Here is a 22,549-nt window from a genome sequence, read left to right on the forward strand (position 1 = left end):
ACCTCTTAAACGATTTATGCTGATGCCTTAAAGCACGCCTTTGCTCGATGGCAGAATATCGCCTTCGACTTTAACCGCTTGGCGTAGCGCGCGGCCGAGCACTTTAAACAGGGCTTCAACCTTATGGTGATCGTTATCGCCTTCGGTTGACACATGCAGCGTACAGCGCAGGCCATCGGCAAAGGAGCGGAAGAAGTGTGGCACCATTTCTGTGGCCATTTCGCCCACATGCTCACGCTCAAAATCGGCCGAGAACTTGATAAAAGGGCGGCCAGAGATATCCAGCAGGCATTCGCCCTTGGCTTCGTCCATCGGCAGACTAAAGCCGAAACGGGCAATGCCGCGTTTGTCACCGAGCGCTTGGCGCAGGGCATCACCTATGGCTAGCGCAGTGTCTTCGACGCTGTGGTGATCGTCGATTTCTAAATCGCCATCGACTTTCACATCCATTCTAAAATTACCGTGGGTGGCAATTTGATCGAGCATGTGGTCGAAAAAGCCAATGCCTGTGTCGATTTTGCCTTTAACGGGGCTGTCGAGATCCACTGTCACGCGAATATCGGTTTCTTTGGTGGTACGTACGACCGTGGCGGTGCGGCCTTTATTCAGCAGCGCATCAGCGATGGCATTCCAGCCCAACGTTTCGCGTTGATATTTCAGACTTTTAATGCCCATGGCATTGCCGAGTTCCACATCGGTTTCGCGATCACCAATTACAGCTGATTGGGTGAAATCGATGCAGCCTTGGGTGAGGTAGTTTTTTACTAGCCCCAGCTTAGGTTTACGGCAGCTGCAATTTTCATCGTTAAAATGCGGGCAAATCACCACATCTTCAAAGTTAACCCCTTGGCTTTTGAGGATTTGCATCATCATATTGTGGGGCGCGTCGAAATCTACCTGCGGGAAAGACGGTGTGCCAAGGCCGTCTTGATTGCTGACCATGACTAAACGAAATCCCGCCTTTTGCAGACGTAGCAAAGCGGGGATCACCTGTGGCTCAAATACTAATTTAGCCAGACTATCGACCTGTTTGTCGGTGATGGGCTCTTCAATCAAAGTGCCATCGCGGTCGATAAACAGAATTTTTTGTGCAACGTTCGGGACAAATTGTGGGTTCATGGCTCTACCTTCAAATTCAATTCGTTTAGCTAATGCTTAAGCTGATTTAACTTTCAGCGTTGCATTCGCTTTTTATTAGTTTTTTATGATCAGAGATTTATTATCAGTGACTTATTATTCGTTTTCTGATGACTGCTCAGTGCGTTGCGATTCAAATAAATTCACTAACACATCGGTATCCGCCTTTGAACTAAAGCTAAAACGGATGGCCTTAGCAAGCCTTGGGTCTTTGTAGGCGCGGGCGACAACGCCGCTGCCTTGCAGTAACGCAGCTACCTTGGCGACATCATCAAATTCAGCCAGTACATAATTGCCGTTAGGTTTAAGCACGCGGGCGCGGGACTCTGAACTATTCGATTTTGAACAATAGGCGCTGATCGCCGCTGTGAGTCTGGCGCCTTGCTCATTCAATTGTGCGACTTGCACTTTCATCCTTGCAACGCCTGCGCTCGATAGCGCCTGGGTGGCGACTTCACTCACGGGCAGCGGCACTGGATAGGGCGCAATCACGCGCATAATGATTTCGACTACGGCCTCGTTTGCCAGCATAAAACCACAGCGTGCGCCGGCAAGTGCAAAGGCTTTTGACAGGGTGCGCAGTACCACTAGATTCGGATAGCTTTCCAGCAAATCCGCCACACTGTATTCGGGGCAAAACTCAATATAGGCCTCGTCGATTACCACAAGCGTGTTGGGCAGGGCCTTGATCGCTTGCTCAATAATGGCTTTGTCGATCACAGTCCCCGTCGGGTTATTGGGATTGCAGATAAACACCAGTTTTGCGCCGCGAACGTCCTCGGCATAGCTTGTCGGCAAGCCATATTCCGCGCTGAGATTTAATGCTTTAACGTCCACATTAAAGGTGTTCGCACTGATGGCATACATGCCGTACGTCGGGCCAAAGCAGGCGATGCTGTCGACGCCTGGAATACAAAAGGCGCGAATTAACAGTTCAATCGCTTCATCGGCGCCGCGGCTGGAAACTATCTTGCTGGCGCTCACGCCGCTGTATTCGCTGTAGGCATTGATAAGCTGCGGCGGTTGGCATTCTGGGTAACGATTCAATTTTGATAAATCGAGCGCTGCCGTATCGACATTATTAAAAGGCGATTCGTTGGCATTGATCCAAATATCACCACGACCGCCCAGTCTGCGGGCACTCTGGTAGGGTGTTAAATCCAGTAACTCAGGGCGCGCTAAACGCTCGGCTAAATTTAGCGGCGCCGATTGCGCTAACGTTGATGCTGCTAACGTTGATGCTGTGGGGTCTGCTGTCTTTTCCATATTGCTCACTTGGCTCATTTTCTTCACTCAGCTCTATTTTTATAAACTTAAGGGCTAATCACTTAAGAGTTGTTCACTTAAGTGCTAATCACTTAAGATCTAGGCGGGTCATTTCTCTAGGCTAGCTAGACGAATGGCAACGGCATTTTTGTGTGCATCGAGCAATTCGTTACTGGCTAACGTCATGACTGCTTGCCCCAATCCGATTAAGCCCTTAGCGCTGAGTTCCTGCACGGTAAAGCGGCGGCTAAAGTCGGCTAATGACAGGCTCGACACGGCGCGGCTGTAACCGTAAGTCGGTAGCACGTGGTTGGTGCCACTGGCATAATCGCCAACAGATTCAGGTGTATAAGCGCCTAAAAATACCGAGCCCGCGGCGCGAATGTTTTTCAGCACCTCACGGGGAAAGCGCGTTTGAATGATCAAGTGCTCAGGCCCATATTGATTGGAAACCTGCGCGGCTTGTAGCATATCGTCCACAACAAAAGTGCGACTGCTCAGTAGTGCCGTTGTAGCTATATCACAACGCGGCAGGGCAGCGAGCTGTCTTGTCAGCGCGTCATTTACGCCATCGGCGATAGCTTGCGAATCTGTCACTAAAATCACTTGCGAATCAGGGCCGTGCTCTGCTTGTGAAAGCAAATCGGCGGCAATAAATTCGCAATTGGTGTCGCTATCGGCAATCACTAACACTTCAGAAGGGCCAGCCGGCATATCGATACACACAGTGCAGCGACCATCCTGTGACACTAAACGTTTAGCTTCCGTCACATAGCGATTACCAGGACCAAAAATCTTATCGACCGCCGGAATCGTTTCTGTGCCAAAGGCCAGTGCCGCAATGGCTTGTGCGCCGCCCACTTGATAGATTTCAGTGATCCCGCAGGCATTGGCTGCATAGATAATGGCATCGTTGATGGGCGGTGGGCTGACCAATACTCTTTGTTCGCAGCCGGCGATCTTGGCGGGGAGGGCAAGCATCATCACGGTAGAAATTAATGGTGCGCTGCCACCGGGGATATATAAACCCACTTTTTCAATCGGTTCGCTACGTAGCTCGCAGCGTACTCCCGCCTCGGTCTCCATATCAATCGGGCGAAATTGCTGGGCGCTGTGAAACACATCTATATTCGCCATGGCTTTGGCTATCGCCGCTTTCAGCTCTGGTGATACTCGTGCGCTTGCCGCAGCAATCTCGGTTTCACTCAGACGCAGCTCACCACTACCTTGTCCATTTAAATCTCTAGTCGCGTTATTGAAGCCATCAAACTTTTGATTAAATTCAGCAATAGCGGCATCACCCCGCGTTGCCACCGCATCGATAATAGCGCGAACGCTTTGCTCTAAGCCGCTGTCACCAATTAAAGGTGAGCGTTTCAGAGCCGTTTTTTGCTCGGCGGTTGATAAGGTTGACCAAGTTAGGATTTCCATACATTACCCCATCATTTTTTCGATTGGCATGACCAGAATCGAGCTGGCACCGAGTGCGGTCAACTGTTCCATGGTATCCCAGAACAAATCTTCGGTACTGACGGCGTGGATAGCCACGCGGTTAGTATCATCATTTAATGGCAATACGGTTGGGTTTTCCGCGCCGGGCAGTAGGGCGACGATTTGATCTAAGGTTTCGGTTGGCGCGTGCAGCAGTATGTATTTGCTCTCACGGGCGCGGATAACGCCGTTGACGCGGGACAGAATTTTGTCGATGAGTGCTTGTTTAGTCGGCGATTGAGTTTGGGTCGATTGAATGATGCAGGCCATAGAGCGGTAAATCACTTCGGTTTCGTATAAACCGTTGGCCTCTAAGGTGGCCCCCGTCGACACGAGATCACAAATCCCATCGGCAAGGCCAGCACGCGGGGCGACTTCAACCGAACCTTTTAACATACAGTCGCGATAAGTTATGCCTTTTTGTTGCATAAAACGGCGCAGCAGGTTCGGGTAAGACGTGGCGATGCGTAATCCTTCTAACGAGGAGGCATCGGCGTAACTGAATTCTGTTGGTACGGCTAACGAGAGGCGACATGATCCGAAATCTAACTGACGCAGTTTGAGGCACTCTGCGGGTTTGTTCAGAGTTTGACGCTCGATTTGTTCTTCTTCGAGCACGTTTTCACCTATGATCCCCATATCGACTACGCCGTCCATCACTAGACCTGGGATATCGTCATCACGAACGCGCAGTAAATCGATAGGCATATTGTCAGCATGAGCGATAAGGCGTTGTTCATTAATGGAAAATTTAACACCACAGCTTTTTAGCAGTTGCTGAGAGTCAGTAGAAAGACGGCCAGATTTTTGGATGGCGATGCGTAAACGGTTCGATTCAGTCATAGTGTTATCTCGCTCAAAAGTATCAAAATTAAAAGATTCAAAAAGTGTTGTTTAATCGGTTTAATACGCCTTGCCATTCAATGGGCCCTAGCTAAGAAATCTAGCTAAGTGTTCTAGCTAACGTATTGATAATTTATTAAATATCTAAAGTTGCTTATTTAAATTAAAACCCAAATTAACGCCTAAATGCAAAAACCCCCGGAATTCCTTCCAGGGGTTTATGATCATCTTGAATCAGTCCGCCAGAAGGATATAGTCCTCCGGCAGTGAGCGTCCGAAGGCTACCGCATATGGTGGTGATGGTGGTGGATAGCGTTCAGTAGTTTGCTCATTTTACTCTCTCGGTATTTAACTTTATTGGCTTAACTGCTCGAAATACAGTGAAGCGTTGAATTCGTTGTTACGGACGTCTATCCGTATAAGTGGATTTAAACTAACCGCTTTTATGAGCCTTTGCAACAGCCAATTTGAATTAAATGAGAATATTTATGCGTTTTTGTGAAAGGCAGAGGGTTATCGTTAAATAAAGTTATTGAGCATTTTTGTTGGGTGGATGTTGAAAGTAGATGGAAATGTGTTGGAAGTCGTGCAGGGGGAACTGTAACTTGAGTTGTGAGCATTTGCTGATATTCATTAATACAGGCTTGCCATGGTGTTCACTCACCGACTCGCAGCTAGTCCGTCCTTGGATGCTCGACCGCCCCGCCATGGGGCGGACGGTCGTCTCGCTAATCACCATGGCTCATCTTTGAGCATTCGTTTAGTCTGTAGGTTAAAATACTAGATCTAAATTAACGATCGTAGGTACCACTATATTGGACTAAATGTATGGTACGCCGGTTATTGCAAATAATGAAAGCAAGATAAAAGGAGTGGGTTTGTGCTAATCTAATCGACTATTTAACTTTATGTTTTGGCTTTCATACTTCATGTTACGCGCATTGTGACAGTGATGGAAAACTGGGTATTAGCACATTAGGCGCGATACAATATAAGTTTATTCCAACTCTGTTTTTGTAGAGATATGTTAATTTTTGAGTTGTATTGTTTCAAATGGATTTTTATTAATTTTTTAAAAAGAAATGTTTTGTAATTAAGTTTGAAAGTGAACTGTATACTTTTTTATATATGTAAAGACCACCACCTATCGCACCAATTGCTGCTAGAGAGAAAATAATAAAAAAGCCTAGATAGCCAGATGCTTCAATAATTCCATTATTTCTATCTTGTTGATTTATAGCATATATACTTGGTCCAAAGTAATACATTCCAACAGACTATAACCAACTATAAGTGATTGCAATTGTTGAGGATATGCCGTGAATGAATATGTTAATTGCATTTTTTACCTTTTGGCTTGTATGATTAAACTCCGACTTTACAGAACCAAGCTCATTAGTTTTTTCGGCTATTTCAGCATTTTTTTCAGCTAATTGTTTTGATTTTATTTCTTCCACAATTGCATAAATATCATCTTCAGCAATATCTTCACCACCAAGTACGGATGCATGCTGTACCATATTAAATAGTGAACTGTTCCATCTGACTAAATTGAAATAATCTTCTGAAATATTGCCTTTCTTTTTTAGGTCTTTAAAACGTTTTAAAAAGCTATCCCAAAACACATCATCAGAGTTTAACGCAGTATAAGCATCGGTCAATAACATATCAAAAGGTAACGAAGCAAAATGCTCAGGGTGTTTCAGCCATAGAAATGTTGCTAACCATTTCTCCGATGTAACAACTTGGATCGAATTTTTTTCTATCTCATTTTTAAAGAAACGGTTTGTAACATTTTCAATTGTTTTATTTGATGTTATAAAGGTTGAGAATTTTTCATTTAAGGAGTTTATTGACTTTCCATCTCTAGAATTAAATACTCTAGAAACACATGTTATGTCATGTGATGTTCTTTTAAATCCAACTCGTCTTAGAAATTTTTCTAATTTATTTTCATCAAAACAGAATTGCTCTTTTAATATAAAGTCATTATCTATTTCAATTCCAATTCCATTTAAATTAGACTCTAATAGTACTGACTCAGTGTTAATTTGTTCAGGTGTAACACCTTTGGAATTGAATAATTGACGTGTCATTTCATGTGATAAATGATATTTTTTGTTTTGTAATGTTTCTATCCAGAAAGAGAAAACGCCCCTTATCTCTCGTGTAGTAACATCAAATATTTTTACTTTTGCATTTAGATCGACAATTAGCTCTAGAATCTCATGCAGATATTTCTTACGAGTAGGCCCATTCCAACCGAGTAAACCGATTATGATTGGAGTGTCAAAATAAATTGTGATGTTATTAAATTTTGTTTTTTTGGGAACTTTTATCTGCAAAGGTTAAATAGTTTGCTAATAAAGTTCCTTTTACTATTCTAGTGATGTCTGGGATTAAAGATTTTTTCTGTTGATGAATATATTTAATGAAGCTTGCTAACAAATATTGTTTGTTTTTGATTTTTGTCTTTGTTTCTGGAATGCCTCCATCAATATTCTCAGTGAATATTGATATGTTAGCCCTTATGAAATTATAAAGTGATTCTTCACCAAATTCATAGGTTATATCCTCTCCAAATTCTTCTTTAGCATAAGTTATTAAATATTCCACTATACTATTTATTGAGTTTTTAATCTCATATTTTTTTAGCTTTGACTGCTGTGTTAGTTCATGTACTTTTTAAATTGAACAAAATATTGTTTGTTATCTTTTATCAATATCCCTAAGTTTTTCGCTCTGATAAGTAGCGAATTTAATGCTCCTAGTGGTGTGACTATTTTAAACCGATCATTGAATGCGTTTTGAAGATCAGATTTATCAATTGTTTCAGTGTTAAGATCTTCTAAAATATCAGCTAAAAATTGAATAAAAAGATCTAGTTCATCTGCTTTTTTTGGCCCTGCAAGCTTTCTAGAAGTGATATGTTCACAAGCGGAGAGTTTTTTTCTATTTGTTGCATAGTAAACTTTTATTCCATTTTTGTGGATTTCCCAATCTCTTGGGGTTCGATAACATTTAGAGCGTCACGTAACAGCGTACTACCCAGACTTCTAGTGGAACTTAAATAATAAATGACTTAGATATCAAAAATAATTTAAATATGCCAGTAACTTAGCATCGCTTGCCATGAGATTCCAATATTTTTTATGCAGAAAAAGTGAAACGTTACATGCCAAGACAATTGTTGGTGCTATATGTTAATTACGAATAATAAAAAAGATAATATTTTCAAATAATTGTCTCGATAATAAAAAGATAAACATGCTCACCATATCTGATCCGCCTTTTGTTTTTTCATTGTTAACTCATAGAATCACAACATAAATACAGTAATCTCATGAAAAAAGTGAAGGCTGTTTCTATTGCATATGTTGTGCATAGAAACGTTAGAATATGTAAGGTGTTGGTTCATTTCGCAAGCTTAAGTAACCGTACTGATGGCTTTGGGTCGATAGCAAAAGATCTGGTGATTCATTTCTGAATAGGCATTGTTGCACCAGTGACCGTTGGCGGCATGGATGCCGCCGTCGAGCCCTCAGGGACGAGTTTATGGCGTGTCACTGGGGAAGCAATGACAATTCAAGTCGCAAACTGACGACAAAATTATCTTGCTTTGGGGCAAATATCTTTTTAGCTAAACGAACAGCAGAAGTGTTAGTTAGGATTGGCATTGTTGCAATCGTGACCGTTGGTAACATGGCCGCTCTTTCACATCTGACCCATAGGGATATGGGAAATGTCACTATGATGTCGGGAACATCATTGACCATGTGAACGCGGTATTTACACTTCCATGTGCTGCAGATGTTACCGTCGAGTCCAAAGGGATACTTCTTATTAAATAAAAAATCGGCGAGTCACTGGGAAACAATGACAATTAATGCTGCACAGCTAGCTTTTTGCATCAGTTATTGATGCCGGAATTTGTCATTAAAAACTTACCTAAGATTGTCATTATTGCAACAGTGGCTATCTAAAAAGGATGTTTTAGTCGAGCACTCAGGTGTCGCGCTGGACAGGCATAAATAGCCAAAGCATTTTATTTACTGGGTATGAACGGGCATAATGCGGCGCTTACTATTTGTTTGAGATACAAGGAATAACCATGAAGTACTTGGTTAGCGTAGTTGCATGCTGTTTATTATCGGCCTGTTCTTTTGGGGATGCTGATGTTGAGTTTACGCCTGAAAAAGGGGAAGAGCGCTCGTATCAGCTGTATAGCACCACTAACATCACTGTAGACAATGGTCAGCGTACCGAAACGGTTAACGCCACGTCACATCAATTGCTGCGTTATAAGGTCCTCGAAACAGGCAAAAACAGTCGGTTTCAAGTGCACGTCGATTATATGAACATGCGCGATGGTCAAGGGAGTGGCGTCAGTAGTGGCCAGCGGGCCGATCGTAATCCCGAAATGCACGCTATTTTCTCGCAGGGATTTGAATTTTCTTTAAATCTAGACGATGGCAGCGTTAAAGAATTCAGTGCATTGAACAAACCGGTATGGCAGGCCCTGCTGGCTGAACGCGGCGCAGAGCTTGAGCAGGAACTGAAAAAGCTCTTTAGCTCATCGGCCTTTCTTAGCACCATACCCGCAAAAGCGGGGGCGGTTGTCGCGCTTCCTGCCTATCAAGGCCACGCCAATGCAAAACTTACCGTCTTGCAAGTCACTGATACTCATGTGTTAGCCAAAGTTGAAAGTGGCGGCGAGCAAGCCAAAATATACGGTCAGTTGATGTTAGAACGTGAGCGGGGGTGGTTAGCGCAGTTAGCCTTAGTGGCAGAAGCGCCGTTTGAGCGCTACGGCTATAAGGGCACAGTGCGCAGCAACGTTATTATGTTGCCGCAGGAGCGCCAGTTGGGCGATCTGACACAGTATTTAGGTTTTTATGATTTCCCAGTATTTGAGTATCAAAAACAACCTGACGTTGTGTTGGATAATGTCAATAAGACCTTAACCCAAGATGCTGTATTTGCCTATGATGCGGGCTACTTTTACCAGCAAGATGATTTATTAAAGCTGATTTATCAGTATGACTTTTCAGGTTTTAAACCCGAAGGCGGGTTTAGCTTAACCGATATCACAGCACACAGTGCGGATGGCACAGTACTGCCGCTGCAATTGAGCAAGGTAGGTAGTTATAGTTATCCAGAACAGGATGGTTTCCATCAGTCTGAGCAGCAGAATTTGCTTATCGGTTGGAATGCGCCGAATGACCTCTTAGCTCAGGTTGCTGAGTTTCGCGCGACTGCCCATTATCGCGGCGCGAAATTAGTCAAACTTAACCTGACCCCCGATCCCAGCAAAACTGTGGCCTTGCAGTATGAAGATATACAGCTGGAACTCTCGCCAATCCCAGATAAACCATTCAGTTATTTGCTGAAATCGCGAGGCAGCACTGACAAATCTTGGTTATACCGGCGCTTTGACGGTGCCGAAGGCGCTATGGTGAAATATCTTTCACCGCCGCCCACTGGGCCGGATTGGTTAACCCCGGCAGAGCAAAATATGCTGGCGTTGGCCTCATCGGCACAATATGAATCGATCACACAGTTTACCTTTCCCGCAGCGCCGCCCACGCTGACACTCTATGTGAATACTGTGGTTGACAGTGGTGAACTGACTAAGAACATTCGTTTTATTCCGACTCAAGATTACGCGCAAAATGTCGCCTATCCGCCGGCGCAGCAACAACTGCTTTATAGTGATGATATGTATGCGTCCTATGTTAATCAGCCGCAAGTTACTGCACCTGAAGACCCCGCCTTACTGGAGCCGCAAGTCGTGGCCAAATACGGCGTCAGTTTGCTGTTAACTTCCGAGCAGGCAGCTGTGTGCACGCTCAGTGTTGTCGATGCACCTAAGGTCAACGAGCACACACTGCAATGGACAAACACAAGCACTAACACTAACAACACGGGTTTTGGTGGAGGGCTGGATAAGTTTGTGCTGTATCAACTGACTAGCGCCGATGGGATCCGCCGCAATTTTTACGACATAAATGTCAGCAGCACTTTGGCCTGTACCGGTACGCCCAAATGGCAAGCGCTAGCGTATCAACCCGAGCAAAGCTGGTTGATTGATATCACTCAGTTGCCGAATGTTGATATCCGTCAAACCGTGGCCGACTTTATGCGGCGCTATCGTTTTTTAAATGCGCAAAATTTACAGCTAGCTCCTGCTATTCAAGGTGACAGCAGTGATTTTTATCAGCGTCCGTTGCAGCAAGTATTACGTGAGGAACGCTGGTTTGTACTGGCGGGGCGCGCAGCACAGATAGAGCAGCTGACGATAAGCGGCGAACCGGTCAATAAACAGTGGGTTAATACATTCCCTGCGTTACCTTAAGGAGCAGAATATGAGAGTCTTATTACTATTATCTGCGCTACTTATGTCGTTTAATCTGTCGGCTGAGCGAATTTTACTCGACGAACTATGGCGGCTTAGCGATGTGCCTGGTGAAGCCATTTATTATCAGGAGCAAGCGCCGACAGAGCAAAATGGTGAGTGGCCGCTACAACTCTTTTATCTGGAGACGGATAAATCCGTTTTTAAGGGCAGCGTCAACAGTCCCAATTTAGCCGAGAGTTTTATCGTTGGTGATTTCGAGTTTTTCTACCCCGATGGTCAACTGTCTCGCAAGGGCAGTAGCGATGCGCAAGGGCGCTATCAGGGCACGCATCTGCATTATTGGGAAGACGGAGCGCTCTCGGGAGAGTACCACTACCAGCATGGCCAGTTGCATGGAGATCAGAAAAGTTACCATACTAATGGTCAATTAAGGGAGCTTCAGCATCGTGTGAATGGGGCTGAATTAGGATTATCGCAAAGTTATTTTAACAATGGCCAGCAGCAAACACGCGTAACCTACGGCGCTAACGGTATGGAAGGGCTATATGAAAGCTTTCATAACAATGGTCAGCCGGAGCAAACCGTTAATATGGTGGCGGGAAAAAGAGAAGGCGAGCGACTGTATTGGACAAAAAACGGCTGGTTATACACTAAAGAGTTTTATCTTAAGGGGAAAATACACGGCGAAGTGTTGATTTACCGAGCTGCCGATGTGCTGCAAGAGATTAAACACTATGAGCATGATAAACAGGTGGGAAACCAGCAGCGTTTTGATGAACAAGGGCGGTTAGCAGAGCTGCAAAAGTATGATAAGGATGGTCGTGAAATTCAACATATTACCTATGATAATGCCGGTAACGTTGCGACCCAAACCGACACGCAATACCTCGCTAAAGGTCGGACTAGCACTGAACAGCGCTTCGATTCTGCGGGAAAGTTAACTTATCAATATCAGCAAGATACAGCAAAAGACTGGAGCTTACGTCAGCGTTTTGATGCAGCAGGAGAGCTGATTGAACGTGATGAACAACTCAAGGGGCGATACGATGGCTTGTATATCGGTGCTGGCTGGAACGGTTATATCAGGCGGATAAACTACCGCAAAGGTCAAATGCACGGTGCATATCGAGAAGATAAGGCCGAGGACGGCGGTTTTGTCATCGGCCAATATCACTTAGGGTTAAAGTCCGGCAAGTGGGTCACAAAAAACGCGGATACGACGCGCAATGAGCAGTTTAACCAACAAGGTGAGCTGAGTGGTGAACAAACAGAAATAGCAGCCGATGGCACGATAATGCGTCGAGAGTTTTATAAAAACGCTAAGTTACATGGCGCGTATTTACTGCGTGGCTTTGATAAACAACTGCAAGCCCAAGGTCAGTATGTTAACGGTCAGCGCGAAGGCCAATGGCTGCTGCAAGATGAAAGCAGCTACAGCATGGTTAAGCTCTGGCATGGCAACTATAAAGCTGGACACGAAGTGGGTCACTGGCAAGCCTTTTCCGCCAATGGCCATTTATTAGGGCAGGCCCAGTATGATGATAAAGGTCAATTGCAAGGCAAAGGCTATAGTTTTAACGAAGATGGCAGCCTGCTGCAAAGTGATGAGTATCTTGATAATCAACTGCACGGCAGGTCGGTGTATTACTTTAATGGTGAACCCTCATCCGAGTATCGCTATCAAAATGGTCTGATGATAAGCGAGTAGCACTTCATCACCTAACCACACAATCAAGCAAAAACCGGCTAATTAGGTCGGTTTTTTGCTTTTTGCATCTAGTTTGCTTGCCTTGCTTTATCGTCAGGCATACGCACCGCTTGTCATTAAAGGGCTCACTTCTCAACCCCTCGTTTCGCGTTTACTAACTTGCCAGAACAAACACAATCTCAGCGTTAAACGTCAACACGCCTTTATACTTCTTTGGCTATCACAGGGGGTGTTTTTAAACATTAACAATGCAGATGGGTGTACGAGCTGATTTTCAGCTAAAAGCATTATATTCATTCGGGATGGATAGTTTTACTTTTCAAACTCTTGAAAATAATTATTTATTGTGTAAAGTAGCGACCCTTGCTATTTTGTAACAAAATGATACAGAGTTGCTGTTTTATTTGTCCATTTATTGGATATCCCTTTGCGTATGTCGCCCGACACAGCTAGCAGCAGTCTTGTTAGCTGTTTTTTTTGCCTAAATTTAAATATTGTTTGTTTTTTGTTCTACAAATCCATAGGTTAACACTTAGCCTTTGGATAATTGCGGCTATGCTTATTTCTATAACAAGGTTCCGTGAAAAAGGAGCGTGAGATGAAGCGAGTATTAATTAATTTGACGGGAAAAGTGCAAGGTGTTGGTTGCCGTCATGCGACCTTGACTAAGGCCAGAGCCTTGGGCGTGACAGGATATGTAACCAATTGCCGCGATGGCAGTGTTGAAGTACTCGCCCAAGGCAGTGACATTGCTGTTAATGCTTTAATTGCTTGGTGCGAAGTAGGTGTGCCTTGCACTGAGGGATTAACCGTAACGGTAGGAGAAGACGAGGCTGATGATATCTACCTCGATTTCTCCATCGTTCAGTCTTAATTTAAACGTACCGTGTTAACTTAAGAATTGTGCGGGTTGTGCGTTTGTTCAATATTGGCCAACAGTTTGTATTGATTCGGCATTCTGAATATTTTGCATTGCACTGGGTTGCGCCATCTTGCGGATTTGGATCACCATGCCCATTTCGGGATGATCTAAATAATGGATTTCTTCACTCTTCACACGGCGGTTTTGCTCCAAAGGCACAGACATTAAAAATGGTGTCATGACTTTGGGCGCCGTGAGTGTTGCGCTGGTATCGGCCGCATCACTGGGTACGGCTGGCATTAATTTTCTGCCTTCTTTGCGCAAGTGCAATGCGGTTTCAATATACAAATAGTGGCTTAAATAGATATTCAGTGTGCCATCTAATTCCCATACTGGTGATACAGCAGGTGCAAGCATTGATGTGCCATCGGCATTAGTCATAGGCTCTGCTTGAGCTTGCTTAATGATTTTTCTGCCATCGAAGTGATAAGTACCTGAGAAATCTTTACCCGCAAATAAGCGTATGGGTACTGAGCCACTTTTACCACGCATAGGTTGTTGCCAAGCCATGTGCAGTAAACTGCGCGTACCACGTTCGCGGGAAATACTATTGATAATGCTCGCGAACTGACTTTGGCTGCGGGTTAACAATACTGGGTTGCCATTGGCTGTAGGATAACTGATCTGTGCGCTGCTGATTTCTGATGGGATCACCGGCGGGTAACGATATTCCACACTCGCAGGCGCGGCAGGCATAGGTTCTGACGTCGAGGTACCGTTTAAGGTTTCAGCGCAGTGGCTATTTGCATCGGCATCAAAGACCAGTGTGCAAGGCGCAGATGCGCTGGGTATCGGCGTGATTGCTTGCGCGATAGCTGGGGAGATTAAGTCTATTGCGTTATTTGTTTTCGTCTTGTTTGGCGCATCAGGCCATTGTTCACTTGACTGACTTTGGCGTTCAAACACATAGACTTCAACCTCGAACCAAGCTTCTGCTTGGACGACCTGACTGTGTGATAGTGCAATGAGTGTAGCGATAGAGACCGCGAGTTTACGTAACACTATTTATCTCCAAGACGATGTTGCGATAATTGTTCTAGCAAGAGTTTCACTAAAGCGAGCCTGTCTTTACTGGTTTCGGCTGCAAGGCTGAACTTTAACTTATTCGGTCCTTCCATTCGATAGATTTGTGGCTGGCTTTGGAGTAATCCAATAATAAACACAGGATCTATGACATGATCATCACTAAATTCGATGCTGCCACCTTTACTGTGCACTTCTATTTTAGTCGCACCTAAGCGAGTCGCCTCATGTTTATAGAGGGTCATTTCCATTAAGTTACGCGTCGGTTCAGGTAATAAGCCAAAACGGTCGATTAATTCGACTTTTAACTCATCCAGCGCCGCCTGTGTTTCGCACCCTGCGATGCGTTTATAGAGCGACAGACGAATATTTACGTCGCTCACATAGGCTTCAGGCAGTAGGGCGGGGATACGCAGTTCAATTTCGCATTGCTGATTGAGCATTTGCGCCAGTGACGGTTCTTTGCCTTGTTTTAAGGCTTTTACTGCCGCTTCGAGCATTTCCATGTATAAGCTAAAACCAATTTTCGAAATATGGCCACTCTGTTCATCGCCCAAGAGTTCACCTGCGCCGCGGATCTCTAAATCTTGGGTCGCCAGCATAAAGCCCGCCCCGAGATCTTCAAGAGCATCAATGGCTTCTAAACGTTTGCGCGCATCTGGGGTCATACGTTTGGGATGCGGCGTCATCAAATAGGCATAGGCCTGATGGTGCGAACGCCCGACGCGGCCGCGCAATTGGTGTAACTGCGCCAGACCAAAGGTGTCGGCGCGCTCAATAATAATGGTGTTGGCACTTGGGACGTCGATACCGGTTTCGATAATAGTGGTACAGACTAACACGTTGAATCTTTGATGGTAAAAGTCTGACATTACCCGTTCTAGATCGCGCTCACGCATTTGACCGTGGGCAACAACGACTCGCGCTTCAGGCAATAAATCGATAATGCCTTGGGCACATTTCTCAATACTTTCAACATTATTGTGCAGGTAATACACTTGGCCGCCACGGAGAATTTCCCGCAAAATGGCTTCGCGCACAGTCGCGGGATCCGATTCCCGTACAAAGGTTTTCACCGCTAAACGTTTGGCGGGCGGGGTGGCGATAATCGATAAATCGCGCATGCCCGACATGGCCATGTTTAAGGTGCGCGGAATGGGCGTCGCGGTCAGGGTTAAGATATCCACGTTGGCGCGCAGCGCCTTGATTTTCTCTTTTTGACGCACACCGAATCTGTGTTCTTCGTCGATAATCAATAGGCCTAAGTTTTCAAACTTGGCCTCAGATTGCAGTAACTTGTGGGTACCGATAACGATATCGACTTTGCCTTCTTCCAATTGCTGCAGCACTTGAGTCTGCTCTTTGGCGGTGCGAAAGCGTGACATCACTTCAGTGACCACGGGCCAGTCGGCAAATCTGTCTTTAAAGTTTTCATAGTGTTGCTGGGCAAGCAGTGTGGTCGGAACTAGCACGACCACTTGTTTGCCAGCGTTGACGGCCACAAAGGCGGCGCGCATGGCGACTTCGGTTTTACCAAAGCCCACATCGCCACAGACTAATCTGTCCATTGCGGTCGGCGATTGCATATCGGCTAACACGGCGATGATGGCGCTTTCTTGATCGACGGTTTCTTCGAAGGGGAAGCCGCGGGCGAATTGAGCGTATTCTTCTTCGTCAATTGCGCAGCTTTCGCCGGGACGCGCTTGGCGACGGGCATAGACATCGAGCAGCTCGGCTGCGACGTCGCGGATTTTTTCAATCGCCTTTTTCTTGGCTTTAGCCCACGTCTCGTTGCCGAGTTTATTTAAGTGGGCGTCTTCATCGGCGCCAACACTGTAACGGCTGATGAGATGCAATGAAGACACTGGCACATACAGTTTGTCACCGCCAGCGTATTCTAATTGCAAGTATTCTGCGACCAATCCACCTGTATCTAGGGTGACTAAGCCCCTATAAAGTGCAACGCCGTGTTCTAAATGCACTATGGGTTGGCCAACTTTGAGTTCGGCCAAGTTTTTAATCAGGGCATCATTACTGATCTGACGCTGTTTTTCACGGCGGCGTTGCTGGGAAATTCGATGGCCGAAGAGTTCCGTCTCACAAATGATACTGATACTTTCTTTGGCGCTGAGCTGCAGCAAACAACCGCGTGACAGCGGCGACACGATAAGGCCTAACTTGGTATCACTTTGAATAAATTCATCAAAATGGTTAAACAGTGCAGGTTTTAACTGAATTTTAGCGAGTAATTCAAGCAGCGCTTCGCGGCGACCCTCGGACTCAGCGCTAAACAACATGCGTTTGGCGCTGCTGGCATAATCTTGCAGCGCTAGCAGCGGTTGCTTTAATTTATGATTGGCGCTGATGTCGGGCAGGGTGCTGGCGGCAATCACCATCGCTTTCGTTGTTTCAGTGCCATCTGTTGGCACTTGCATTTGATAACGTGGCAGCGGTTTAAAGGCGGCAAATAACTCTTCTATGAGTAAATACAGCTCTTTAGGCGCCAGTAATGGGCGCAGCGGATCGACGCGTCTGTCTTGATAGCGATGCTCGACTTCTTGCAGATGGGCGCGAGCTGACTTTTCGATATCGCCTAAGGTGACGAGTTGAGTGTCTTTGGGGAGATAGTCAAATAAGGTGGCTGTGTCATCAAAAAACAGCGGCAGGTAGTTTTCGATCCCCGCCGGCATCAAGTTACGGCTCACTAGCTGATAAACCGATTCTGGCTCTTTGACTATGACCTCAAAACGGCGGCGGTATCTTTGCCTAAAACCTTCGATGGCCGAACTGTCGGTTGGGAATTCCTTCGCGGGCAATAGGCGAATCGAGTCGACAGGTTGCAATGAGCGTTGGGTTTCTGGATCAAAATGGCGAATGGTTTCCACTTCTTCATCGAATAGCTCGATGCGCAGTGGCATATTCATCCCCGTTGGGAAGATATCCAGAATCGATCCGCGAATGGCAAACTCGCCATGTTCATACACTTGCTCCACCGAATGGTAGCCAGTGTCGGTTAAATGCTGGCGTACATCGTGTAACTTGTAGCTATCCCCCTTTTTGAGCACAAACACGTTTGCGCTTAAATAGGCCTTAGGTGGCAGGCGTATCATCAAGGTGGTGACGGGCACGATAACGATATTTTGCTCAATCTGAGACAGCTGCGATAGCGTTTCGAGTCGCTGGGAGATTAAATCCTGATGGGGCGAAAAACTGTCGTAGGGCAAGGTTTCGCGGTCAGGGAATAATCTGACCTTAATGCCTGTTTTACTGAGCAAATAACTCAGCTCTAACTCTAAGCTTAAGGCACTTGGCGTGTCACTGGTGACGACTAAGGTCGTTCCCTTATGTTGACGCGCTAAATTGGCGAGTGTAACGGCTTGGCAAACGCCGCCCACGGTGGACAGAGTCTGAATTTGAGTGCCATTTTTGACGGCTGGCGGCGTTAAGGCTGATATGTGAGTCATTGGCGTGCGATAAACTGATTCATTCACAAAGAGTTGCAGACATTGTAGAGACTTGATGGCGTAGGTGCCAGAGAAAAGTCAGCGGCTATTGACGCTCGTCTCTGGCGAGTTTGCGTAACTTGAGTTGTTTCTGTTGTACATTGAGGCTGGCTTTGACTAATTGCTCCACGTCAGATTCAAGAATTTGACTGAATTCAAAGTCGGTTTGCCATTGTAGATGTTCAGGTTGAGTATGTTGTTCTGTACTGTCATTACGACTCATATCGCCTTCGGCTTGTGCTATTTTTTGTGCTTGAGTGGCGATGACTTTGCCAAAACAGAGAATGGCAACTAATTCGTCGTGAATAAACAGAGTGATTTTATAGTGGGAGCCAATATCTAAGGCTGTTGGGGTGAGTAATCTCAGGCCACTGCCACCAAATTGGTTACCAAAGCATTTTTCGCCCTCTTGGGTTTCTTTTTCTAATACATGTTGCAGCACTAGATCTACTTTGCGGGATTGCAGCTTTAAAAAATCCACGACAACTTTTGCCTCGTTATCTAAATGGCGCAGCTGTAGCAAGCAGTTAGCTTCGAGAGTTTTGACTTCGCTGAGCAGTTGAATGCCTAATGATTGCATTGATCTCAGTGCCATTTCTGAGGGTAATGGCTGGGAACTCGGCCATTGGCTTAGGTAGGCGGTAAAGTGGTGAGGCACACTAAAATACGGATTGGTGTCAGTGAACAAGGCTTGCCTCTTTATTTATAGGACCAATACCCCTATTATCGTGCCCATCTTCATGATTTAGCAAGTTCAGCACACAGGACGCAACCCTCTTTCAATGAATCCAGGATTCCCTTTCTATATTGGTTACCGTTATTGGCGGGCCAAAAAAGCGAACGCGTTCGCGTCGTTCATTACCTTATTTGCCGTTTCGGGCATTTTTTTAGGCGTTGCAGCCCTGATCGTTGTCAGTTCAGTGATGAATGGCCTTGAAGGCCAACTTAAGCAACGTATCTTAGGTGCAGTGCCACAATTAACCCTTTATAGCGAAGCGCCGTTAGTCGATTGGACAAAGCAGGCGAGTGCGCTTAAAGCCTTACCGGGTGTGTTAGGCGTGACGCCGAGCGTGTCGACGCAGGCCATGGTGCAATCGGCGTCGAATATTCGCGCTGTGCAGGTTTATGGGGTGTTTCCCGAATTAGCGCAAAAGTTATCCTCCGTTGCGCAGCATACTTACTCAGGTGCATTTGAACAGTTGGCGAGTGGCGACTTCAAGGTGATTTTAGGATCTGAGCTTGCACGGCAACTCAAAGTCGCTCCCGGTGATACGGTACGATTATTGAGTGGTGATGGTGTGGTGTACTCCCCATTAGGCCCAGTGCCGAGTCAACGTAAGTTCTTGGTATCTGGCATTTTTGAAATGGGCTCTCAGGTTGATGCTGGCGTTGCATATATCCATTATCAAGATGCAAAGCGTTTGATGCGCCAACCGAGTGAGGCTATTGATCAGCTTAGACTCTATTTAACCGATCCCTTTAGCGCGCCCGCTTTAGCGTCTAAAGTGCAGGATGTTCTCGCTAAACAAGATATTAAGGTAACAACCAGCGATTGGCGTGATACCTATGGTCACTTGTTTGGTGCGGTAAAAATGGAAAAGAACATGATGTCACTGATGCTGAGCCTGATTGTGGCCGTGGCCGCATTCAATATCGTCTCGGCGCTGGTGATGATGGTGGTCGATAAAACCACGGATGTGGCAGTGCTAAAAACCCAAGGTTTAACCACACCCGCCGTGATGGGCATTTTTGTGGTGCAGGGTTCGCTCAATGCTGTACTCGGTTTAGTGCTTGGACTCGCGGTAGGTATACTTATCACTTTGAATCTTAATGGCATTATGACGACATTAGGCATTTCGATTTTAGGTGCAGGACAGAGTTTGCCAGTAAAACTGGAGTTGATGCAGTTGTCAGTGATCGTGATAGGCACGCTATTGGTCACCTTGTTGGCGACCTTATATCCCGCGCTGCGTGCGGCCAGAGTGCAACCTGCAACTGCGCTGAGATACGAGTAAACTCGTGAGCTTTTACGAATAGTCGTCACCCATGGGCATTCATTCGTGAGTGATGGCTTGCCAAGATGAAAATAATTTAATGCATTGATTTGATGAAATAAATTGATGCCAAAGCATGTTTAAGAGAGAACTTCAATGCAAGACGTGTTACTGCAAGTGCAGAGTGTCAGTAAGAGTTACCATGATGGCGCCGTGACCACGCAAGTGTTGTCTAATGTCGATTTGCAGGTGTTTAAGGGCGAGCAGTTGGCGATTGTCGGCAGCTCAGGCTCAGGTAAGAGCACGCTGCTGCATATTATGGGGACTTTGGATGAGCCAACCGCGGGTAAAGTCTTGTTACTAGGCGAAGATTTATACCAAGTGTCTAGTGCGCGTCAAGCGCAGATCCGCAATCAAGATCTCGGCTTTATCTATCAATTCCATCATTTATTGCCTGAATTCACTGCCCTAGAAAACGTCGCTATGCCGGCATTTATTCAAGGTAAAGATCGTAAACAAGCGCTCGCCGATGCCAAAGTCTTATTGGAGCGGGTAGGGCTAGGCCATCGCATGACTCACATTCCCGCCGAACTATCGGGCGGCGAGCGTCAGCGTGTCGCTATCGCAAGGGCGTTGATTAATAAACCTAAGTTAGTGCTGGCCGATGAACCTACGGGTAATTTAGATGCTAACAGTGGCGATGCGGTTTATGAGTTGATCCGCGAGCTGGCCGATCAGTTAGGTACGGCGTTTGTGGTGGTGACCCATGATCATAAATTGGCTGCCCGTATGGACCGCCAACTGATGATGAAAAACGGTTACTTGCAATTAGCGGCGGAAACCCAAGTATGAGAGGACCGTTAGCCCTATCCATTGGTTGGCGTTTTTATCGCGCCCGCCAATCCAACAGTTTTATTAGTTTTATTTCCTTTGCATCGACTGCCGGTATCGCTTTAGGTGTGGCGGTATTGATCATAGTTCTGTCTGCAATGAATGGTTTTGAGCGCGAGCTAGAGCAAAGATTACTGGGTGTAGTGCCGCAGGCGGACATTGTCGGGGTGGACGAACCTATCGTCAATTGGCAGAGTGTTGCGCAAGGTGCGCTACAAATTGAAGGTATTCGTGGTGCAGCCCCCTTTATTCGCATGCAAGGTTTAGTGCAGAAGCCTGGTGGTTTTCAAGGCTTAGCCGTGGTGGGTATTGATCCGAAAGAAGAAACGAAGGTGTCAACTTTGTCACAGTTTATGAGTGATGCAAGCTGGCAGAGTTTGAGCCAAGATGAGAATCATATCGTCCTTGGCGAGAGCTTATTGACTAAGTTGGGGCTTGAGGTGGGTGATACGCTGGCCTTATATGTGCAGGATATCGATCCCGACGCGGCAGGCAGTTTACGTGCGGCGAAGAGCCATCGTTTTGTGGTGTCAGGCACCTATCATCTGGGCGGCGAGCTTGAACTGACAACCGCTTATATTCCATTGCAATACGCGGCGCAGATCTTGAACATGAATAGTGGTGTAACGGGTGTGCGTATTAGCGTCGATAAAGTGTTTGATGCACCAGTAAAAGTGCGCGAACTCGGTTATGCGCAAAAGCAGTCTGTGTATATCAGTGACTGGACCCGTACCCAAGGGCATTTATATCAAGATATTCAGTTAGTTCGCACTGTGATGTATTTAGTTCTAGTACTCGTGATTGGTGTTGCCTGCTTTAACATTGTCTCCACCTTAGTCATGGCGGTGCGGGATAAAGCGTCCGAAATTGCGATTTTGATGACCATGGGCCTGAGTCGTTTGGCTGTGATGGGGATTTTCATGGTGCAGGGTGCGTTAAATGGTCTGCTTGGCTGTGGTCTTGGCGGCATTATCGGCGTGAGTGTGGCGCTGAATTTAAGTGCGATTGCGAGCTCAGTTGAGCAGTTACTTGGTATTCAGCTGCTCTCGGCCGATGTTTACTTTGTCGATTTTTTACCGTCTGAATTGCATGTTTCGGATGCGGTACTGGTGATTGTGATGGCGTTTGTGATGAGTTTAATCGCGACTTTATATCCCGCTTGGAAGGCGAGCCAAATTGCACCAGCACAAGCGTTAGCGGGTAGATAACTGGATAAGTAGCTGTTCGTCCTGTTAGCCGATTTGGGCTGAAATCAGTGCAGATGTTTTCAGGACACTCCTTTTTTCCCAATGACTATTGCTTAATTACTATACTATTTCTAAATACGATATTGTGGCGACTGAGGACTTGATGACTCGAGTACTTAAGGCTTTAGAATGAAAGCCACATAAATAAAAAGGCCAGTGGGCGCTC

General features: G+C 45.9%; 15 protein-coding genes. 6 read left to right on the forward strand and 9 right to left on the reverse strand.

Annotation, left to right across the window (positions count from 1 at the left end):
* Positions 1 to 27: 27 nt before the first annotated feature.
* From hisB to L5L98_RS03805, 6 genes are all read right to left on the reverse strand, one after another.
* On the reverse strand, positions 28 to 1,119 hold the full coding sequence (gene hisB / locus L5L98_RS03780) for a bifunctional histidinol-phosphatase/imidazoleglycerol-phosphate dehydratase HisB (RefSeq protein ID WP_263138647.1): 1,092 nt from the start codon (positions 1,117 to 1,119) through the stop codon (positions 28 to 30).
* A gap of 114 nt (positions 1,120 to 1,233) precedes the next feature.
* Positions 1,234 to 2,421 (reverse strand): histidinol-phosphate transaminase, encoded by a 1,188-nt coding sequence (gene hisC, locus L5L98_RS03785; RefSeq protein WP_263138951.1) that lies wholly within the window; start codon positions 2,419 to 2,421, stop codon positions 1,234 to 1,236.
* Positions 2,422 to 2,511: 90 nt separating this feature from the next.
* Positions 2,512 to 3,834, reverse strand: coding sequence for a histidinol dehydrogenase (hisD, locus tag L5L98_RS03790; protein WP_263138648.1), 1,323 nt, complete (start codon positions 3,832 to 3,834; stop codon positions 2,512 to 2,514).
* Positions 3,835 to 3,837: 3 nt separating this feature from the next.
* On the reverse strand, positions 3,838 to 4,737 hold the full coding sequence (gene hisG, locus L5L98_RS03795) for an ATP phosphoribosyltransferase (RefSeq protein ID WP_105252639.1): 900 nt from the start codon (positions 4,735 to 4,737) through the stop codon (positions 3,838 to 3,840).
* A 1,277-nt stretch (positions 4,738 to 6,014) separates the two neighbouring features.
* Entirely contained in the window at positions 6,015 to 7,082 is a 1,068-nt protein-coding gene (locus L5L98_RS03800; RefSeq protein WP_263138650.1) for a hypothetical protein, read from the reverse strand.
* Positions 7,048 to 7,353, reverse strand: a complete 306-nt coding sequence (locus tag L5L98_RS03805) for a hypothetical protein (protein ID WP_263138651.1) — start codon at positions 7,351 to 7,353, stop codon at positions 7,048 to 7,050. The genes L5L98_RS03800 and L5L98_RS03805 overlap by 35 nt, the downstream gene beginning before the upstream one ends.
* A 1,495-nt stretch (positions 7,354 to 8,848) precedes the next feature.
* Between L5L98_RS03805 and L5L98_RS03810 the strand changes: the two genes are divergently transcribed.
* The 3 genes from L5L98_RS03810 (at position 8,849) to L5L98_RS03820 (ending at position 13,677) form a co-directional block, all read left to right on the forward strand.
* On the forward strand, positions 8,849 to 11,092 hold the full coding sequence (locus L5L98_RS03810) for a hypothetical protein (protein WP_263138654.1): 2,244 nt from the start codon (positions 8,849 to 8,851) through the stop codon (positions 11,090 to 11,092).
* 10 nt (positions 11,093 to 11,102) lie between these two features.
* Positions 11,103 to 12,803: a toxin-antitoxin system YwqK family antitoxin gene (locus L5L98_RS03815; protein ID WP_263138656.1), complete on the forward strand. Its 1,701-nt coding sequence runs from the start codon at positions 11,103 to 11,105 to the stop codon at positions 12,801 to 12,803.
* 598 nt (positions 12,804 to 13,401) lie between these two features.
* Positions 13,402 to 13,677 carry an acylphosphatase gene (locus L5L98_RS03820; RefSeq protein WP_028759808.1) on the forward strand — a complete coding sequence of 92 codons (276 nt, stop codon included), beginning with the start codon at positions 13,402 to 13,404 and terminating at the stop codon, positions 13,675 to 13,677.
* Positions 13,678 to 13,725: 48 nt separating this feature from the next.
* Here L5L98_RS03820 and L5L98_RS03825 read toward each other — a convergent pair whose 3' ends face one another.
* The 3 genes from L5L98_RS03825 to L5L98_RS03835 all read right to left on the reverse strand — a co-directional run bounded on the left by L5L98_RS03825 (position 13,726) and on the right by L5L98_RS03835 (position 18,939).
* Positions 13,726 to 14,727, reverse strand: a complete 1,002-nt coding sequence (locus L5L98_RS03825; protein ID WP_263138660.1) for a peptidoglycan binding protein CsiV — start codon at positions 14,725 to 14,727, stop codon at positions 13,726 to 13,728.
* Positions 14,727 to 18,212, reverse strand: a complete 3,486-nt coding sequence (mfd, locus tag L5L98_RS03830) for a transcription-repair coupling factor (protein ID WP_263138952.1) — start codon at positions 18,210 to 18,212, stop codon at positions 14,727 to 14,729. The genes L5L98_RS03825 and mfd overlap by 1 nt, the downstream gene beginning before the upstream one ends.
* Positions 18,213 to 18,297: 85 nt before the next feature.
* Positions 18,298 to 18,939, reverse strand: a complete 642-nt coding sequence (locus L5L98_RS03835) for a hypothetical protein (RefSeq protein ID WP_168827490.1) — start codon at positions 18,937 to 18,939, stop codon at positions 18,298 to 18,300.
* Positions 18,940 to 19,033: 94 nt separating this feature from the next.
* Here L5L98_RS03835 and L5L98_RS03840 point away from each other — a divergent pair, with 94 nt between their 5' ends.
* The 3 genes from L5L98_RS03840 to lolE all read left to right on the forward strand — a co-directional run bounded on the left by L5L98_RS03840 (position 19,034) and on the right by lolE (position 22,344).
* Positions 19,034 to 20,266 carry a lipoprotein-releasing ABC transporter permease subunit gene (locus L5L98_RS03840; RefSeq protein ID WP_263138665.1) on the forward strand — a complete coding sequence of 411 codons (1,233 nt, stop codon included), beginning with the start codon at positions 19,034 to 19,036 and terminating at the stop codon, positions 20,264 to 20,266.
* Between the two features lie 135 nt (positions 20,267 to 20,401).
* The gene (gene lolD / locus L5L98_RS03845; RefSeq protein ID WP_028759813.1) at positions 20,402 to 21,097 is read left to right on the forward strand and encodes a lipoprotein-releasing ABC transporter ATP-binding protein LolD; all 696 of its coding nucleotides are present in this window, start codon (positions 20,402 to 20,404) and stop codon (positions 21,095 to 21,097) included.
* The gene (gene lolE, locus L5L98_RS03850) at positions 21,094 to 22,344 is read left to right on the forward strand and encodes a lipoprotein-releasing ABC transporter permease subunit LolE (RefSeq protein ID WP_263138668.1); all 1,251 of its coding nucleotides are present in this window, start codon (positions 21,094 to 21,096) and stop codon (positions 22,342 to 22,344) included. Before lolD ends, lolE begins: the two co-directional genes overlap by 4 nt.
* Positions 22,345 to 22,549: the final 205 nt, after the last annotated feature.

The sequence above is a fragment of the Shewanella sp. SM23 genome, assembly GCF_025654295.1.
GTDB lineage: Bacteria > Pseudomonadota > Gammaproteobacteria > Enterobacterales > Shewanellaceae > Shewanella > Shewanella oncorhynchi.

Coding starts and splice junctions, on each gene's coding strand:
- hisB (WP_263138647.1), bottom strand. CDS start 1,119: ATGAACCCACAATTTGTCCCGAACGTTGCACAAAAAATTCTGTTTATC.
- hisC (WP_263138951.1), bottom strand. CDS start 2,421: ATGAGCCAAGTGAGCAATATGGAAAAGACAGCAGACCCCACAGCATCA.
- hisD (WP_263138648.1), bottom strand. CDS start 3,834: ATGGAAATCCTAACTTGGTCAACCTTATCAACCGCCGAGCAAAAAACG.
- hisG (WP_105252639.1), bottom strand. CDS start 4,737: ATGACTGAATCGAACCGTTTACGCATCGCCATCCAAAAATCTGGCCGT.
- L5L98_RS03810 (WP_263138654.1), top strand. CDS start 8,849: ATGAAGTACTTGGTTAGCGTAGTTGCATGCTGTTTATTATCGGCCTGT.
- L5L98_RS03815 (WP_263138656.1), top strand. CDS start 11,103: ATGAGAGTCTTATTACTATTATCTGCGCTACTTATGTCGTTTAATCTG.
- L5L98_RS03820 (WP_028759808.1), top strand. CDS start 13,402: ATGAAGCGAGTATTAATTAATTTGACGGGAAAAGTGCAAGGTGTTGGT.
- mfd (WP_263138952.1), bottom strand. CDS start 18,212: ATGACTCACATATCAGCCTTAACGCCGCCAGCCGTCAAAAATGGCACT.
- L5L98_RS03840 (WP_263138665.1), top strand. CDS start 19,034: ATGAATCCAGGATTCCCTTTCTATATTGGTTACCGTTATTGGCGGGCC.
- lolD (WP_028759813.1), top strand. CDS start 20,402: ATGCAAGACGTGTTACTGCAAGTGCAGAGTGTCAGTAAGAGTTACCAT.
- lolE (WP_263138668.1), top strand. CDS start 21,094: ATGAGAGGACCGTTAGCCCTATCCATTGGTTGGCGTTTTTATCGCGCC.